This window comes from Micromonospora sp. NPDC093243 (assembly GCF_044753725.1).
In the GTDB taxonomy this organism is placed as follows: Bacteria; Actinomycetota; Actinomycetes; order Mycobacteriales; family Micromonosporaceae; genus Micromonospora.
Genome location: NZ_JBIVNT010000005.1, coordinates 1 through 15,581 on the forward strand (window position 1 = coordinate 1; position 15,581 = coordinate 15,581).

Below are 15,581 nucleotides of genomic sequence, written 5' to 3' on the forward strand. Positions count from 1 at the left end.
CCAAGGCACGAAGCCAGTCAGAGCAAGAGTCACGTCCGCTGCCGCCGACCATCAGCCCATCATCTGCGGACCGACCCGGCCAGCCTCACAGTCAGTGCAGTGCCCGAGCCTCGGGGACGCCTTCGTCACGGCGGAAACGACGAGAGCCGGGCCCGACCGGGCCCGGCTCTCGCACGACGTACGACCGGAGTCAGCGGCCCCGGGTCTGGCGGAACGCGCCGCGCGCGGGCCGCATGTTCTTCGGGATCGCGCCCTTGGGCAGCTGGGGCCGGGCGGTGAGCGCCTTGAGCCGCTTGTCGAGCGAGTTGACGTCCTTGCCGCTGAGGCTGCGGGGCAGCCGCATCAGTGTCATCCGCAGCTTGCGGATCGGCAGCTCGCCCTCCTCCTGCCCGATCACGTAGTCGTGCAGCGGGGCGTTGCCGATGACCTTGGACAGCCGGCGCTTCTCCTGGCCGAGCAGCCCGCGGACCCGCTGCGGGTTCCCCTCGGCCAGCAGGATCACGCCCGGCCGGCCGATGACCAGGTGAACCATGTCCATCTGGGTGGTGGAGCTGACCGCGGGGGTCACCCGCCAGTCACCCCGCATGCTCTCCATGATCTGCGCCGCCGCGCCGGGCTGCCCCTCGGCGGCGTTCATCATCGCCTTGTTGGACCGCAGGTTGAGCACGATCAGCACGGCGAGCAGGGTCAACAGGATGCCGATCGGCAGCCAGATCCAGCTCCAGAGGATCACCGCGACCACGGTGAGCGCGAGCGGGATCAGCACCGCGCCGGCGGCCAGTGGCGCGAACCACCGGTCCTGCTTGGCGGTGAACTTGAACACCATCCCGATCTGCTTCAGCCGCTGGCCGAACGAGACCTTCTCCTGGGGCTTTGCCATGCGGCCAAGTCTAGTGGGCGGCGCTCGTCGGGGTGATCCGCGCCCGGGGTAGCGGCCGGCTGAGTACCTTACGTCCGCCGAGCGGCCGGTAAGGGGCCGGTAAGGAGGCGGCGACGGCCGAGGATGAGGCGCCGTCCCCATGCCCCGGCACCACCTTCGGGCGAAGAGTCAACGTCAGAAGTTGACCGCATCGCACGACAGGAGCCAGACATGTTCGGCAACGACGCAGACTTCCTGCTCTCCCTGCACCGCACCCACGCCGCCGAGCTGCGCGCCGACGCCGCCGCCGACCGGCTCGCCCGGTCGGTGCCGCGCTCCGGCATGCGCGGCTGGCTCGGCCGCCGGCGTCAGGTCGGCCGTACCGACGCCCGCCGGTGAGCGCCCCCGCCACGGTGAGCGCCCCTGCCACCGTGAGCCTCCCTGCCCCGGTGAGCGCCCCTGCCCCGGCGGGGACCGCCGGCCCGGCCGCCGCCGCGCCGCCGACCGGTCCGGCCGACGGCGGCCAGCCGCCGGCCGCCACCGTCGTCGACCCGGCCGAGCGCGGCGGCCCGGGGGCCGGCGGCCGGCCGATCGACGGAAACGGCGCGGGCGTGGTCCGTGGCATGCTCGGTGCCGTGACCGCACGCTCCGCCAGCACCGTCCTCGTCGGCCGCCAGCCCGAGCTGGCCGCGCTGCGCGACGCGCTCGGCCGGGCCCGCGCCGGAGAGGCCACCACCGTGCTGGTCGGCGGCGAGGCCGGGGTGGGCAAGACCCGGTTGATGGAGGAGTTCCGCCGGCTGGCCGTCGACGCCGGCGCCCGGCCGCTGGTCGGCCAGTGCCTCGAACTCGGCGAGGCCGGGCTGCCCTTCGCCCCGTTCGCCGCCGCGCTGCGCGAGGTGCTGCGCAGCGACGGCGCCGAGGTCTTCGCCGGCTACGAGGCCGAGTTCGCCCGGCTGCTGCCGGAGCTGGCCCGGGTGCCGGCGGTCGTCGGCGCGCCGGCGCCCCTGCCGCTCTCCGACGCCCCGCGCGGCTACCTCTTCGACCTGGTGGCCGAGCTGTTCCAGCGGCTCGCCGACGCCCGGCCGCTGCTGCTGGTGATCGAGGACCTGCACTGGGCCGACCGGTCGACCCGCGACCTGATCGGCTTCCTGGTCCGGGCCGCCCGCCCCGGCCGGCTGCTGCTGGTCTGCACCTACCGCACCGACGAGCTGCAGCGCGGCCACCCGCTGCGCCCCTTCCTGGCCGAGCTGGACCGCGCCCGCGAGGTCGAGCGCATCGAGCTGGCCCGGCTGGACCGGGACGGCACCGGCGCGATCCTCGCCGACCTGCTCGGCGCCGAGCCGGCCGCCCGCGCGGTCGACGACATCCACGACCGCACCCAGGGCAACCCGTTCTTCATCGAGGAGCTGGCCGCGGCCGGCGACCCGATCGGCTGCGCGACCCTGCCGGACACCCTGCGCGACCTGCTGCTCGCCCGGGTCGACCGGCTGCCCGACCCGGCCCAGCGGGTGCTGCGGATCGCCGCCGCCGGCGGCACCCGCTTCGCCCACCAGCTGCTCGCCGAGGTCGCCGGGCTGCCCGAGGCGGAGCTGGAGGACGCGCTGCGCGCCGCCGTCGCCGCCCAACTGGTGGTGGCCGACCCCGAGGGCGACTACGAGTTCCGGCACGCGCTGGTCCGGGAGGCCGTGCACGACGAGCTGCTCCCCGGCGAGCACGCCCGGCTGCACGCCCGGTTCGCCGCCGCCATCGAGGCCCAGCCGCACCTCGTCGTCGCCGGCCGCGCCCCGGCCGAGCTCGCCCACCACTGGTACGCCGCGCACGACCACCCGCGCGCCCTGGTCACCGCCCGCGCCGCGGCCCGCGCCGCCGCCGACCGGTACGCGTACGCGGAGCAGAGCCGGCTCCTGGAGCGGGTGTTGGAGCTGTGGGAGCTGGTGCCCGACGCCGGTGACCGGCTCGACATGGATCACCTCGGGGTGCTGGAGGAGACCCTCGACGCGACCGTCACCGCCGGCGACTACCAGCGCGCGCTCACCCTCGCCCGGGCCGCGCTGGCCGAGGTCGACTCCGCGGCCGAGCCGCTGCGCGCCGCCCGGCTGCTCGACCGGCTGGGTCGGATGCTGTCCATGCTCGGCAAGAGCGACGGCGCCGCCGAGCTGGCCGAGGCGTACCGGCTGGTGTCCGGGGTGCCGGACGGGCCGCAGCGGCTGGAGCTGCTCGCCGCCGTCGCCTCCCAGCTGGCCCGGATCGACCCGGTGGACGGCGTCCGGATCGCCACCGACGTACTGGCCGCGGCGCAGGCCGCCGAGGTGGACACCGCGCTGCTGCCGGTGCAGCTGGCCGTGCTGTGTCACCGCAACGACTCCGCCGACCTCGGGCTGGCCGAGATCCGCCGCGCCGAGGCGGTGGCCCGCGCCACCGACGACGTTCCGACGCTGGTCAGCGCGTTGGTCTACATCTCCGACGTGCTCTTCGAGCTGGGCCGCTACGAGGAGTCCGCCCAGGCCGCCGCCGACGGGGTGGCCGAGGCGCGCCGGGTCGGCATCAGCCGCTCCACCGGCGCGTACCTGCTCTCCAACCGGGCCGAGGCGCTGCTGGCCCTGGGCCGGTGGGCGGAGGCCGAACGGGTCTGCGCCGACGCGGCCCGGATCGACCCGCCCGGCGTCGCGGGTCTGCACTGGCTCCAGCTGCGGGCCGGGCTGCGGCTGGCCAAGGGCGATCCCGGCGCCGACGAGGCGGTCGTCCGGGCGCTGAGCTTCCTCACCCGGCCCTACCTGCACCCGCACCTGCGGCTGCCGGTGGACGAGCTGCGGGTGGAGGCGGCCCTGGCGGCCGACGATCGGGCCGAGCTGCGGCGCGCGGCCGAGGCGGCGCTGGCCGACGACACGCTCTCGACCTACCCCCGGTACGCCTGGCCGTTGCTGGGCGTCGCGGCCCGGGCCGCCCGGCAGCTGGACGACGCCGGGCTCGCGGCCCGGGTCGCCGCGCTGGCGGCGACGGTGCCGGTCCGCTTCCCGGCGGAGCGGGCGTACGCCGCCCAGGTCAGCGCCACCGTGGCAGCCGGGCCCGACCCGCTGGCCGCCTGGCGCGCCGCCGTCGCGGCCTGGCGGACCGACGGCCAGCCGTACCCGCTCGGCCGGGCGTTGCTGTCGCTGGCCGAGGCGGCGGCCCTCTCCGGTGAGCGGGACGAGGTGGCCGCCGCGGTGCAGGAGGCGGCGGCGCTGGCCGACGCTCTCGGCGCGAAACCGCTCGCCGAGCAGGCCGCCACGCTGGCGCGCCGGGTCGGGCTGCGCGGCGCGGCCCGGGGCCGGCCCGGTGCGGACCTGCTCACCGACCGGGAGCGGGAGGTGCTGCGGTTGGTCGCCGAGGGGCACAGCAACAGCCGGATCGCCGAGCAGCTCTTCATCTCCCCGAAGACGGCCAGCGTGCACGTCTCGCGGATCATCGCCAAGCTGGACGTCACCAACCGGGTGGAGGCCGCCGCCCTCGCCCACCGGCTCAACCTGCTCGCCGAACCCAGTCCGGGGTGAGCCCGCGCCGGACCGCGCCGTGCCGGCTGCCGGGTCAGGCGTGGGACAGGTAGATGCGGTAGCCGTCGACGGTGACCAGGTCGAGGCTGCCGGGGCTGGCGCGCATCCGGTCGTCCAACCGGGACGCCAGCGGCGAGCCGACCGGCGCCACCCAGGCCGGCGCCGCCGAGTCCGCGACCGCCCGCCGGTACGGGGCGTACCGGTCGAAGCCGGGGCGCAGCTCGTCGTCGACCACCGCGCAGACCACGTCCTCGCCGCTGGCGAAGGTGAGCCGGTTGCAGGTCCAGTAGCCGGCGTAGACGTGTCGGACGCCGAGCCCGCGCAGGGCGCCGACCAGTTCGGCGTGCCGGGCGTCGGCGGCGCGCGCCGCCGGTGCGGTGCCGGCCGCCCGGTAGGTCGCGTAGCCGGCGGTGAGCAGGGTCGCGGTCAGCACGGCGGCCGCCCCCACCGCCGCGAACCGGGCGGGCCGGGAGCGTGTGCTGTCCAGCCGGTCACGGGCGGTGCGCCACAGCGGCCAGAGCAGCGCGGGCAGGGCCACCAGCAGGGTGGACAGATAGCGGGAACTCTCCACCGGGGTGAGCCCGGCGGCGCTGCTCAGCACGTACGCGGCGAGGGTGGCCGCCGCGGCCGCCACCAGGGCGAGCCGGACCGCCCCGGCGACCCGCCCGGCCACCGGACCGCCGGGATCGTTCCCCGGGGCGGACGGCGACGCCGGCGCGCGGAGCGCCCGCCAGGCGGTCACCGTGCCGAGCCCGAGCAGCACGGGCAGGGCGACCGCCCACCACAGCTGCCACGTCGCGCAGTGGCTCGGCGAGCAGAAGCCCATGCCCAGCGGCGGGCCGAGCAGCAGGCCGCCGTGCAGCCGGTCCGCCCAGCCGGCCGGCACGTCGCCCCCGCCGGCGGCCAGCACGGCGTCCAGCGGATTGCGGCCGGTCGCCAGGCTGTGCCCGAGCAGCGGCGCCGCACCGACCAGGGCCGCGACGCCCAGCAGCGCGCCGGCCCGGCCGAGCAGCTCCCGCCCACGGAAGGCGAGCAGCACCGCGCCGGTGCCGAGCACGTACGGCAGCACCAGGGGGTCCACCCAGAGCATCAGCCCGGCGAGGAACCCCCAGGCCGCCCAGCGGGGCAGCCGGCGACCGGCCCGGCGGGCGCAGAGGTCGTACGCGAGCAGGGCCAGTCCCACCGCGGCCGGGTTCATCTCGGGGTAGCCGCCGCCGGCGATCAGCTGGTTCTTGATGATCCGGTCCGAGCCCAGCGCGAGCAGCACCACCACCAGCAGGGCGAACCACCGGTCGCCGGTGAGCCGCAGGGTGAGCCGCCAGGCGAGCAGCACGAAGAGGGCGTACAGGGCCAGCGTGGGCAGACGCAGCCCGAGCACCGACGGCCCGGTCAGCGCGAGCACCGGCGCGGCCAGGTACGCCTCCAGCGTCCCCATGTACGCCTGGCCGTAGAACCAGACCGGGAACTCCTGCCCTCGGGCGATGTGCAGCGCGGCCAGGCCCATGGTGGCCTCGTCGCTGTTCGTCGGCGGAGCGGCGGACAGCAGCAGGACGAGCCGGTAGGCCACCCCGGCCAGCAGGGCGAGCACGGTCAGCGCCCCCGCCAGCCGGGCCCGGGCGGACCCGAGCAGCGCGCGGGGGGCGTCGCGTGGCTCGTGGCGTACCCCGGCGGTCATGGCCCGATCATGGCACCCACCCGCCGGAGGACCGCGCAGCGGTGCGGTGGGTCAGCCGGCGGTGACCGGGCTGGCGGCGCGGGCGTCGAGGGCCTGGCGGTAGAGCCGGCCGGCCCGGTACGAGGAGCGCACCAGCGGCCCGCTCATCACCCCGGCGAAGCCGATCTCCTCGGCCTCCTCGCGCAGCTCGACGAACTCCTCCGGCTTGACCCAGCGGGTGACCGGGTGGTGCCGGGCGCTCGGGCGCAGGTACTGGGTGATGGTGATCAGCTCGCAGCCGGCCTCGTGCAGGTCGCGCAGCGCCTGGGAGATCTCGGCCCGCTCCTCGCCCATGCCCAGGATCAGGTTGCTCTTGGTGACCAGGCCGTCGGCGCGGGCCTGCCGGATGACGTCCAGCGACCGGTCGTAGCGGAACGCCGGGCGGATCCGCTTGAAGATCCGCGGGACCGTCTCGACGTTGTGCGCCAGCACCTCGGGCCGGGACCCGAAGACCTCGGCGAGCTGCTCGGGGACCGCGTTGAAGTCCGGGATCAGCAGCTCGACGCCGCAACCGGGCTGCAGCGCGTGGATCTGGCGGACCGTCTCGGCGTAGAGCCAGGCCCCGCCGTCGGGCAGGTCGTCGCGGGCGACACCGGTGACGGTGGCGTAGCGCAGGCCCATGCTGACCACCGACTCGGCGACCCGGCGCGGTTCGTCGGCGTCGAACTCGGCCGGCTTGCCGGTGTCGATCTGACAGAAGTCGCACCGACGGGTGCACTGGTCGCCGCCGATGAGGAAGGTGGCCTCCCGGTCCTCCCAACATTCGTAGATGTTGGGGCAGCCGGCCTCCTGGCAGACGGTGTGCAGCCCTTCGCGCGAGACGAGCCCGCGCAGCTGGGTGTACTCCGGTCCCATCGTGGCCTTGACCTTGATCCACGGCGGCTTGCGCTCGATCGGCGTCTCGGCGTTGCGCGCCTCGATCCGCAGCATGCGCCGCCCCTCGGGGGCGGGCGTCGCGGTACGCGCGGCCGGGCCGGTCGTCGGCGCGGAGTGCTCGATCGTCACGAAAGCGAGCCTACGCCGGACGGCGGCCGTCGATGTACGCCAGGCGACCGGCGTCACGCCCGAGGGCCTGTGACGCCGCACACCCGGGCGGTGCGAAAAGGCGTCACATTCTGCGGGTGTCGGTGCTACGGTCGCCGGCAACAGCGACGACGGAGCCGAGTAGCGCCCCGCCCCGCCAGTGCAGAGAGCCGCCGGTGCTGAGAGGCGGTCTGGCGCCGGGGCCGCGAAGACCCTCCCGAGCTGCGGGAAGAACGGTTGCGGGAGACCGCGCCCAGTAGAGCCCGCCCGGCTGGCCCCGGTCATCAGGCGACGAACGAGGCCCCCGTCCGCGGGGGCGAAGGTGTGGTGGCACCGCGAGGACCCGCTCGCCCACACCTCCCGGGCTGAGGTGATGCTCCGCCGCCCGAGGGCGGCGAAGGCGTTGCGATCGATCGAGGAGGTAACCGCCGTGCAACGCGTCCTTTCCACCCAGCTCACCCATCATGTCGGCGAGATCGTCCGGATCGCCGGCTGGGTGCACCGCCGCCGGCTGCTGAAGTCGGTGGCGTTCCTGATCGTCCGGGACGCCGCCGGGCTCACCCAGGTGGTGGTCACCGACCCGGCGGTCCGCGCCGAGGTCGAGGCGCTGACCGAGGAGACCGTCGTGGAGGTCACCGGCACGGTGGTCCCGCGCAGCGGCGACGCCGTTCCCACCGTCGCGACGGCAACGACGCCCGCCGGGGTCGAGCTGACCGCACCGACGGTACGTCCGCTCGGCCCGCCCGCCGTGCCGCCGCCGTTCGACCTCTACCGGCCGGCGCTCACCGCCAGCCTGCCCACCCAGCTCGACAACGCGCCGACCGCGCTGCGGCACCCGTCCCGGTCGGCGGCGCTGCGCGTCTCGGCGGCGGCGGTGGCCGGTTTCCGGGCCGCGCTGGACGCCCGGAACTTCGTCGAGGTCCATACGCCGAAGGTGGTCAGCTCGTCGACCGAGAGCGGGGCGAACGTCTTCGCGCTGGACTGGTTCGGCCGGCCCGCGTACCTGGCCCAGTCGCCGCAGTTCTACAAGCAGCTGATGGTCGGCGTCTTCGAGCGGGTCTACGAGGTGGGCCCGGTGTTCCGGGCCGAGCCGCACGACACCGTCCGGCACCTGGCCCAGTACACGTCACTCGACGCCGAGCTGGGTTTCGTGGCCGACCACCGGGACGTGATGGCGGTGCTGCGCGATGTCGTGGCCGGGATGCTCGGCGCGGTCGCCGAGCGGGGCGGCGGCGCGCTGGCCACCCTCGGGGTCGAGCTGCCGGCGGTGCCGGCGCGGATCCCCGAGGTGCACTTCACCGAGGCGCTGAAGATCGCCGGCGCCCCGGCCGACGAGCCGGACCTCGCCCCGGCGCACGAGCGGGCGCTGGGGGAGTGGGCCCGCCGCGAGCACGGTTCCGACTTCCTCTTCGTCACCGGGTACCCGATGGCGAAGCGACCCTTCTACACCCACCCGGACCCGACCAGGCCGGCCTACAGCAACGGCTTCGACCTGCTCTTTCGCGGGCTGGAGCTGGTCACCGGCGGGCAGCGGCTGCACCAGCACGCCGACTACCTGGCGGCGCTGGCGGCCCGGGGCGAGCCGGTCGAGCCGTACGCCGGCTACCTGGACGCGTTCCGGCACGGGATGCCGCCGCACGGCGGCTTCGCCATCGGCCTGGAACGCTTCGTCGCCCGCCTCACCGGCGCGACCAACATCCGCGAGGTAACCGCCTTCCCCCGCGACCTGCACCGCCTGACTCCGTAGCCCCGACCGGCAGTTTGTTGATCATGAAGTTGTTGCCGCGACACGCCGTGGCTGCCGGCAACAACTTCATGATCGACGAGGTGGGCGGGTGGGGTCAGGGGGGTAGGGGGCAGGGGGTTAGGCGGGGCCGAGGAGGTCCCAGCGGTTGCCGGCGATGTCGCGGAAGACGGCGACCTGGCCGTACGGCTCGGTGCGCGGTGGGCGGACGAACTCGACGTCGGCGTCGCGCATCCGGCGGTAGGTGGCCGCGAAGTCGTCCACCTCGAGGAAGAAGCCGACCCGGCCGCCGACCTGGTTGCCGATCGCGGCGGTCTGCTCGTCGCCGTCCGCGCGGGCGAGCAGCAGGCCGGTCTGCGCGCCGGGCGGGCGGACCACCACCCACCGCTTGGGCCGGCCGTCGGTGGTCAGCGACGGCTTGTCCTCGACCAGTTCGAAGCCGAGCACGTCGGTGAAGAAGGCGATCGCCGGGTCGTACTCGGCGACCACGACGGTGACGAGGTCGACCCGCATGCGGCTCACTCGGCGGTGTCGGTGACCAGCGTGGCGAGGTGGCGCTCCACCACCGGCAGCACGTCGGCGACGGTGACCGGGCGGCCCAGCTCGGCGGTGAGCGAGGTGACGCCGGCGTCCCGGATGCCGCACGGCACGATCCGGTCGAAGAAGCCCAGGTCGCAGTCGCAGTTGATCGAGAAGCCGTGCAGGGTGACCCCGCGGGCCACCCGGATGCCGATCGCGGCGACCTTGCGGGCCGGCCCGCGGTCGTCCTCCGGCACCCACACGCCGCTGCGACCGTCGATCCGGCCGGCGGCCAGCCCGAACTCGGCGCACACGTCGATCAGCATCTGCTCGGTGCGCCGCACGTAGGCGACCACGTCCACCGGGTCGGGCAGCCGCAGGATCGGGTAGCCGACCAGCTGCCCCGGGCCGTGCCAGGTGATCTTGCCGCCCCGGTCCACGTCGACGACGGGGGTGCCGTCGGTCGGCCGGTCCCACGGCTCGGTGCGCTTGCCGGCGGTGTAGACGCTCGGGTGCTCCAGCAGCAGCACGGTGTCGCCGCGCTCGCCGGCCACCACGGACTCGTGCAGCCGACGCTGCTCGTCCCAGGCCGCCCGGTAGTCCAGCAGGCCGGCGCGTACGGCCGTCAGGCCGGAAATCGTCGTGGTCACGGCGTCCAGCGTAGTCCCGCAACCGGCTTGGATCGCTGGTGAGCCGCCTCACCAGCGGCCCGGTCAGGCCGGCGGGATGCGCCAGAGCCAGACGTCGTCGACCCGCTGCGGCTCGCCGAGCAGCATGGTCGCGGTACGCCGGACCGCCTCCTCGTCGACGTCGAACTTCGCCCCGTGCACCCGGTCCGGGAGGACCACCGCCTCGACCTTCCAGTAGGCCAGGTCGGCGCGGACCTCACGCATCGTCCCGTCGGTGACGATCGGCACCAGCCCGGTCTTGCCGGCCTGGTCCATCAGCGCGCTGAAGGTGCGGGGCACCGGGCCGATCCGGCCCCGCCCGTCCGGGCCTCCGGGGCCGAGGAAGAAGCCGGCCGGGATGCGGAACTCGCCCTGCCGGTGGGCCAGGGCGTACGCCTGCCAGCGCTGGCCGTCCGGATAGATGTCCACGGCCACCGGCACCGGGGTGAGCACCCCGCCCGCGGAGACGTGCTCCCGCCAGGTGCCGGCGGTGATGAACCGCGGGATCGGCTCCCGCTCGTGGGTGAGCAACGGGGTGGGCAGCAGCGGCAGCAGGGCCACCGCGAAGCCGAGCGCCCAGGCCAGCTCGGTCGAGCGGTGCCGCGGCGGCGCGGTGCGGAGCTGGTCCACGGCGTACGCCAGCAGCAGCCCGATCACCGGAGCCACCACCAGGGCCAGCCGGGCGGGCAGTGCGGCGTTCACCACCGGCAGGTGGCCGAGCAGGTCGAACGGCATCGGCACGTCGGTGCGGTCGCCGTCGACCTTGGCCACCGGCCCCCAGGAGAGCACGCTGAAGACGACCGCGATCACGCCCAGCGCCCAGAGCGTGGCGCGGCGGCCCGGGTCGGCCCGCCGCCAGAGCACCACGAAGCAGAGCACCGCGAAGAGCAGCAGCGGCAGCCCGAAGAAGGAGTTCTCCTCGGTCGGGTTGGGCGCCAGCGAGGTGCCCAGCCCGGCCTCGCCGGCCAACGAGCGACGCGGGTACGCGCCGAACGCGGCGATGTCCTCGGAGTGGATCACCGGGTCGAAGCCGGTGCCGTGGAACCGTTGCGGGCCGGCGAAGTGCAGCCAGAGCGGATACGCCAGCAGCGCGCCGGCGACCAGCGCGGTGACCCCGAGCCCGCGCAGGAAGTTGGGCAGGGCGGCCCGTGCCTGCGCCCGGCGGGCGGGGTGCAGCGACCAGACGGCGACGAAGACGCCGAGCGCGAGGGCGGTGAAGAAGAGCCCCTCGGCGGCGATCGAGAAGGCGACCGCGACCAGCAGGCCGAGCACGATGCCGTCCCGCAGCCAGTGCCCCGGTCGGCGCAGCGCGAACAGCCGCCAGATCAGCAGCGGCACCAGCCACCCGGCGGTCCAGTTCAGGTGGGCGTTGGCGTGCGACACCATGCCGGGGGAGTAGGCGATGAAGAGCCCGCCGACGGCTGCGGCCAGCCGGCTGCGGACCAGTTGCCGGGAGAACAGCCAGTACCAGGCGACCGCGGTGGCCGCCAGGTTGAGAGTGAGGATCACCAGGAACGTCACCGGCGGCCCGACCAGGTAGGTCAGTGGTGCGAAGATCACCGCGTACACGGTGATCGAGGTGTTCACCGCGAGGTTGACCCCGTCCGGGACGTTGATCAGGTGGGTGAAGAACGGGTTCTCCCCGTGGGTGAGCGCGTTGCCGCCGAAGGCCAGCAGCCACTCGAAGAGCGCCTGGTCGCTGGAGTTGACCGTGACGGTCCGGACGTTCGGGTCGCGCCACAGCCCGCTGGTGACCCAGACGGCCAGCGCGAGCGCGGCCAGCACCACGATCAGGTCGGCCCGGCGGTCCCGGGTGGCGCGTGGCCGGGCGGCGGGCGCGGGCCCGGTGGCCAGGGACGGGGAGGTCGGCACGCAGCGGACGTTACCAACCGGACCTGGACCCGCCGGTCAGACACGGAACCTTCGGGCGGACATCCCGCCGAGCGGGCGCCGAACCGGACACACATCTTCACATCCGTAAATGTGTGAGCGTGGCCCATGTCACACCGCTGACACACCGACGTAACGTCGCGGCAATTCGCAGGTGACCCAGTTCACATTCGCCCCGGGAGGCCGCTGTGCGCCGCTCCTCATCCCTGCTCACCCGACTGATCGGCGTGGCCGCCGGGCTGGTCCTCGCCGCCGTGGGCGCCGTCGTCGTCGCCGCGCCCGCCCAGGCCGCCAGCCTGACCCAGGTCGCCAGCTTCGGCTCCAACCCCGGCAACCTGGCCATGTACGCCTACCGGCCGGACAACCTGCCGGCCAACGCGCCGGCCGTCGTGCTGCTGCACGGCTGCACCCAGAACGCCTCGGGCTACTTCACCAACTCCGGCTGGCGCAAGTACGCCGACCAGTGGCGGTTCGCGCTGATCGTGGCCGAGCAGAAGTCCGGCAACAACGCCAGCAGCTGCTTCAACTGGTTCGAGACCGGGGACACTGCCCGGGGCCAGGGCGAGGCGCTGTCGATCAAGCAGATGGTCGACCACGCCAAGGCGAACTTCGGGGTGGACGGCTCCCGGGTCTTCGTCAGCGGCCTCTCCGGCGGTGGGGCGATGAGCTCCGTCATGCTCGCCACCTACCCGGACGTCTTCGCGGGCGGCTCGATCATCGCCGGCATCCCGTACCGCTGCGCCACCAGCATGGTCAACGCGTTCAGCTGCATGAACCCGGGCACCGACAAGTCTCCGGCCGCCTGGGGCGACCTGGTCCGCGGCGCGTACTCCGGTTACACCGGGCGGCGGCCCCGGGTGGCGATCTGGCACGGCACCTCGGACACCACGGTCGCGCCGATCAACGCCACCGAGTCACGCGACCAGTGGACCAACGTGCGGGGCATCTCGCAGAGCCCGACCAGCACCGCCTCCCTGCCCGGGGGCACCAGCGTCGAGGTGTACGGCAACGACGAGGTGCGCCTCTACCGGGTCTCCGGGATGGGCCACGGCACCCCCGTCGACCCGGGCACCGGAGCCGAGCAGTGCGGCAGCACCGCCGCGTACTTCCTGGACACAATCTGCTCGACGTACCGGGACGCGGTCTTCTTCGGCCTGAACGGCGGCGGGACTAATCCGACCCCGACTCCGACCGCCACCCCGACTCCGACCCCGACGCCGACCCCCACGACGCCGCCGGTGTGCGTGACCGCCAGCAACTACGCCCACGTCAGCGCCGGCCGGGCCCACCAGTCCGGCGGCTACGCCTACGCCAACGGCTCGAACCAGCAGATGGGCCTCTACAACACCTTCTACACGACCGCCCTCAAGCAGACCGGCCCCAACTACTGGGTGATCGGCTGCTGACCCCGCCCCCCGGGGAAGAGGAGGGCCGGTCGTCCCGCTCGGGGGCCGGCCCTCCGCCGTCAGTCGGCCAGGGCGGCTTGCAGGGCGGTGCGGAGATCGGGGTGGCGGTAGGGGAAGCCGGCGCGGGTGAGGGCGCCCGGGAGCACGCGGGAACTGGACAGCGCCTCGGTGGCGAAGCCGCCGAGCACCACCTTCAGCGCCACCGCCGGGATCGGCATGAACGCCGGCCGGTGCAGCTGCCGGGCCAGTTCCCGGGTGAACTCGGCATTGGTCACCGGGGCCGGGCCGACCATGTTCACCGGGCCGGCCAGGTCGTCGGTCTCCAGCAGGAACACCACCGCGTCCAGGAGGTCGGCCATCGACATCCACGGCCACCACTGCCGGCCGCCGCCCAGCTTGCCGGAGACACCCAGCCGCATCGGCAGCAACTGCGGCTTGAGCATCCCGCCGGCGCGGTCCAGCGGCAGGCCGGTGCGCAGCCGGGCCACCCGGACGCCGGCGTCCTCGGCCGGCCGGGTGGCGGCCTCCCACACCCGGCACACGTCGGCGAGGAAACCCTCGCCGGCCGGCGCGTCCTCCTCCACCGCGCGGTCGCCGGTGTCGCCATACCAGCCGACCGCCGACGAGTTGAGCAGCACCGCCGGCCGGTCCTGCGCCGGCAGGCCGGCGATGGTGATGGCCAGCGTGGTGGTGCTGTCCACCCGGCTGGACCGGATCAGCTGCCGGTACTCGGCGGTCCATCGCCGGTCGCCCACACCCGCGCCGGCCAGGTTGACCACCGCCTCGGCCTGGGCCACCACCGCCGGGTCGAGCTGCGCGGCGGACGGATTCCACTGTCGCTCGTCGGGGGTACGCGGCGGGCGGCGGACCAGCCGGATGACCTGGTGGCCGTCGGCGCTGAGCCGGTCCACCAGCCGGGTGCCGAGGAAGCCGGACGCGCCGGCCATCAGGATCCGCATGCCTCCATCTTCGTGCAGGCCGCCGCCGGCACGCGCGTCGGAGGGCCAATGTCCCGGGAAGCGGGCGACGGCTCGACTTTCTGCCCGGCCGACCCGCCACCTGACGAAAGCCCATGTCACCGGCGGTCACCGGCGCGGAAAAAGGCGGCGTCGGCATATCCGCGCTAGTTGCGTTTTCCCAGGTCAGAGGGAAGGTGAATGCGTTGTTCGCATTTGCCCGCGGCGGTGGAATGAATCAGCATGAGTCAACCGGACGGCGTCCCCTATTGGTGGGGAGGATGTCCCCTGCCCGCCGCCGGGTCGATCCCTGAAGGAGAGACCATGCCGATCCTGGTCACCGGAGCGACCGGAACCGTCGGAGGCAGCCTGGTCCGGCAGTTGGTGGCCGCCGGTCACGAGGTGCGCGCGCTGACCCGGGATCCCGCATCCCCGGCGGCGGCCGGCCTGCCCCGCCAGGTGGAGGTGGTGCCGGGCGACTTCGCCACGCCCCGGACGCTGGTCCCGGCGCTGCGGGGAGTGGAGCGGATGCATCTGGTCGCGATGGACGGCTACGGTCCGCTGACGACCGGCCCGGAGATCCTGGAGCTGGCCCGACAGGCCGGCGTACGGCGGATCACCCACCTCGGCCACAACGACCCCAGCCGGGACGACGACGATCCGATCGAGGCGGACCATCGGCCGCTGCACCGGGCCATCGAGAACTCCGGTCTGGAGTGGACGCACCTGTTCCCCGGCGAGTTCATGGCCAACACCTCGGACTGGGCGCAGAGCATCCGGGCCGAGGGCGTCGTCCGGGCCCCCTTCGGTGACTGGAGCAGCGCCATGGTCCACGAGGCGGACATCGCCGCGGTCGCCCTCGTCGCGTTGACCGAGGACGGCCATGCCGGGCGGACGTACTGGCCCACCGGCCCGGAGCCGGTCCGCCGCCGCGACGCGGTCCGGATGATCGGCGAGGCAATCGGCCGGGAGGTCCGGTTCGACGAGCTGACCCCGGAGCAGGCCCGCGAGCACTGGCAGGGCTGGTATCCCGAGGAGGTCATCGAGTGGTTCCTCGCGATGGGGGAGCACCTCGACGGCAACGCCTGGGTGGCTCCCGACGTCGAGGAGGTCACCGGCCGTCCCGGGCGCACGTTCCGGCAGTGGGCCGCCGACCACGCCGACGACTTCCGCTGAGCGGGCGGCCACCGCGGCCCGCTCAGCGGCGAGCGGGCCGCGGCCGCCGCGTCGGGCGCGGCGAGTTCAGCGGTGACCGGGCCGGTCGGCGGCCCG

The 15,581-nt window shown here is 74.4% G+C and carries 12 protein-coding genes; 5 read left to right on the plus strand and 7 right to left on the minus strand.

All coding sequences use genetic code 11. The features are described 5' to 3' along the window. Positions 1 to 190 precede the first annotated feature (190 nt). Positions 191 to 880, minus strand: a complete 690-nt coding sequence (locus ACIP9D_RS17645; RefSeq protein ID WP_350872178.1) for a DUF4191 domain-containing protein — start codon at positions 878 to 880, stop codon at positions 191 to 193. Positions 881 to 1,090: 210 nt separating this feature from the next. Here ACIP9D_RS17645 and ACIP9D_RS17650 point away from each other — a divergent pair, with 210 nt between their 5' ends. Next, positions 1,091 to 1,258, plus strand: coding sequence for a hypothetical protein (locus ACIP9D_RS17650; protein ID WP_350872180.1), 168 nt, complete (start codon positions 1,091 to 1,093; stop codon positions 1,256 to 1,258). Positions 1,259 to 1,482: 224 nt separating this feature from the next. After that, entirely contained in the window at positions 1,483 to 4,389 is a 2,907-nt protein-coding gene (locus ACIP9D_RS17655) for an AAA family ATPase (RefSeq protein ID WP_400450542.1), read from the plus strand. A 34-nt stretch (positions 4,390 to 4,423) separates the two neighbouring features. Here the strand turns inward: ACIP9D_RS17655 and ACIP9D_RS17660 are convergent, their stop codons facing one another. Both ACIP9D_RS17660 and lipA read right to left on the minus strand, forming a co-directional pair. Further along, positions 4,424 to 6,064 (minus strand): hypothetical protein, encoded by a 1,641-nt coding sequence (locus tag ACIP9D_RS17660; protein WP_350872184.1) that lies wholly within the window; start codon positions 6,062 to 6,064, stop codon positions 4,424 to 4,426. A 51-nt stretch (positions 6,065 to 6,115) separates the two neighbouring features. After that, entirely contained in the window at positions 6,116 to 7,165 is a 1,050-nt protein-coding gene (gene lipA, locus ACIP9D_RS17665) for a lipoyl synthase (protein WP_396699929.1), read from the minus strand. Positions 7,166 to 7,556: 391 nt separating this feature from the next. Between lipA and aspS the strand changes: the two genes are divergently transcribed. Continuing rightward, positions 7,557 to 8,873, plus strand: a complete 1,317-nt coding sequence (gene aspS / locus ACIP9D_RS17670; protein ID WP_350872188.1) for an aspartate--tRNA(Asn) ligase — start codon at positions 7,557 to 7,559, stop codon at positions 8,871 to 8,873. A gap of 117 nt (positions 8,874 to 8,990) precedes the next feature. Here the strand turns inward: aspS and ACIP9D_RS17675 are convergent, their stop codons facing one another. The 3 genes from ACIP9D_RS17675 to ACIP9D_RS17685 form a co-directional block, all read right to left on the minus strand. Then, positions 8,991 to 9,383: a VOC family protein gene (locus ACIP9D_RS17675; protein WP_350872190.1), complete on the minus strand. Its 393-nt coding sequence runs from the start codon at positions 9,381 to 9,383 to the stop codon at positions 8,991 to 8,993. Positions 9,384 to 9,388: 5 nt separating this feature from the next. Further along, on the minus strand, positions 9,389 to 10,039 hold the full coding sequence (gene lipB, locus ACIP9D_RS17680) for a lipoyl(octanoyl) transferase LipB (RefSeq protein ID WP_350872192.1): 651 nt from the start codon (positions 10,037 to 10,039) through the stop codon (positions 9,389 to 9,391). Positions 10,040 to 10,102: 63 nt separating this feature from the next. Continuing rightward, positions 10,103 to 11,929 carry a DUF2079 domain-containing protein gene (locus tag ACIP9D_RS17685; RefSeq protein ID WP_350872194.1) on the minus strand — a complete coding sequence of 609 codons (1,827 nt, stop codon included), beginning with the start codon at positions 11,927 to 11,929 and terminating at the stop codon, positions 10,103 to 10,105. Between the two features lie 206 nt (positions 11,930 to 12,135). On the opposite strand from ACIP9D_RS17685, the gene ACIP9D_RS17690 reads away from it, so the two are divergent. Then, positions 12,136 to 13,353, plus strand: coding sequence for a PHB depolymerase family esterase (locus ACIP9D_RS17690; RefSeq protein WP_350872196.1), 1,218 nt, complete (start codon positions 12,136 to 12,138; stop codon positions 13,351 to 13,353). Positions 13,354 to 13,412: 59 nt separating this feature from the next. On the opposite strand, the gene ACIP9D_RS17695 is transcribed toward ACIP9D_RS17690, so the two are convergent. Then, positions 13,413 to 14,312: a TIGR01777 family oxidoreductase gene (locus tag ACIP9D_RS17695; RefSeq protein WP_350872198.1), complete on the minus strand. Its 900-nt coding sequence runs from the start codon at positions 14,310 to 14,312 to the stop codon at positions 13,413 to 13,415. Positions 14,313 to 14,633: 321 nt separating this feature from the next. Here ACIP9D_RS17695 and ACIP9D_RS17700 point away from each other — a divergent pair, with 321 nt between their 5' ends. After that, positions 14,634 to 15,485 (plus strand): NAD(P)H-binding protein, encoded by an 852-nt coding sequence (locus ACIP9D_RS17700; RefSeq protein WP_350872200.1) that lies wholly within the window; start codon positions 14,634 to 14,636, stop codon positions 15,483 to 15,485. Positions 15,486 to 15,581: the final 96 nt, after the last annotated feature.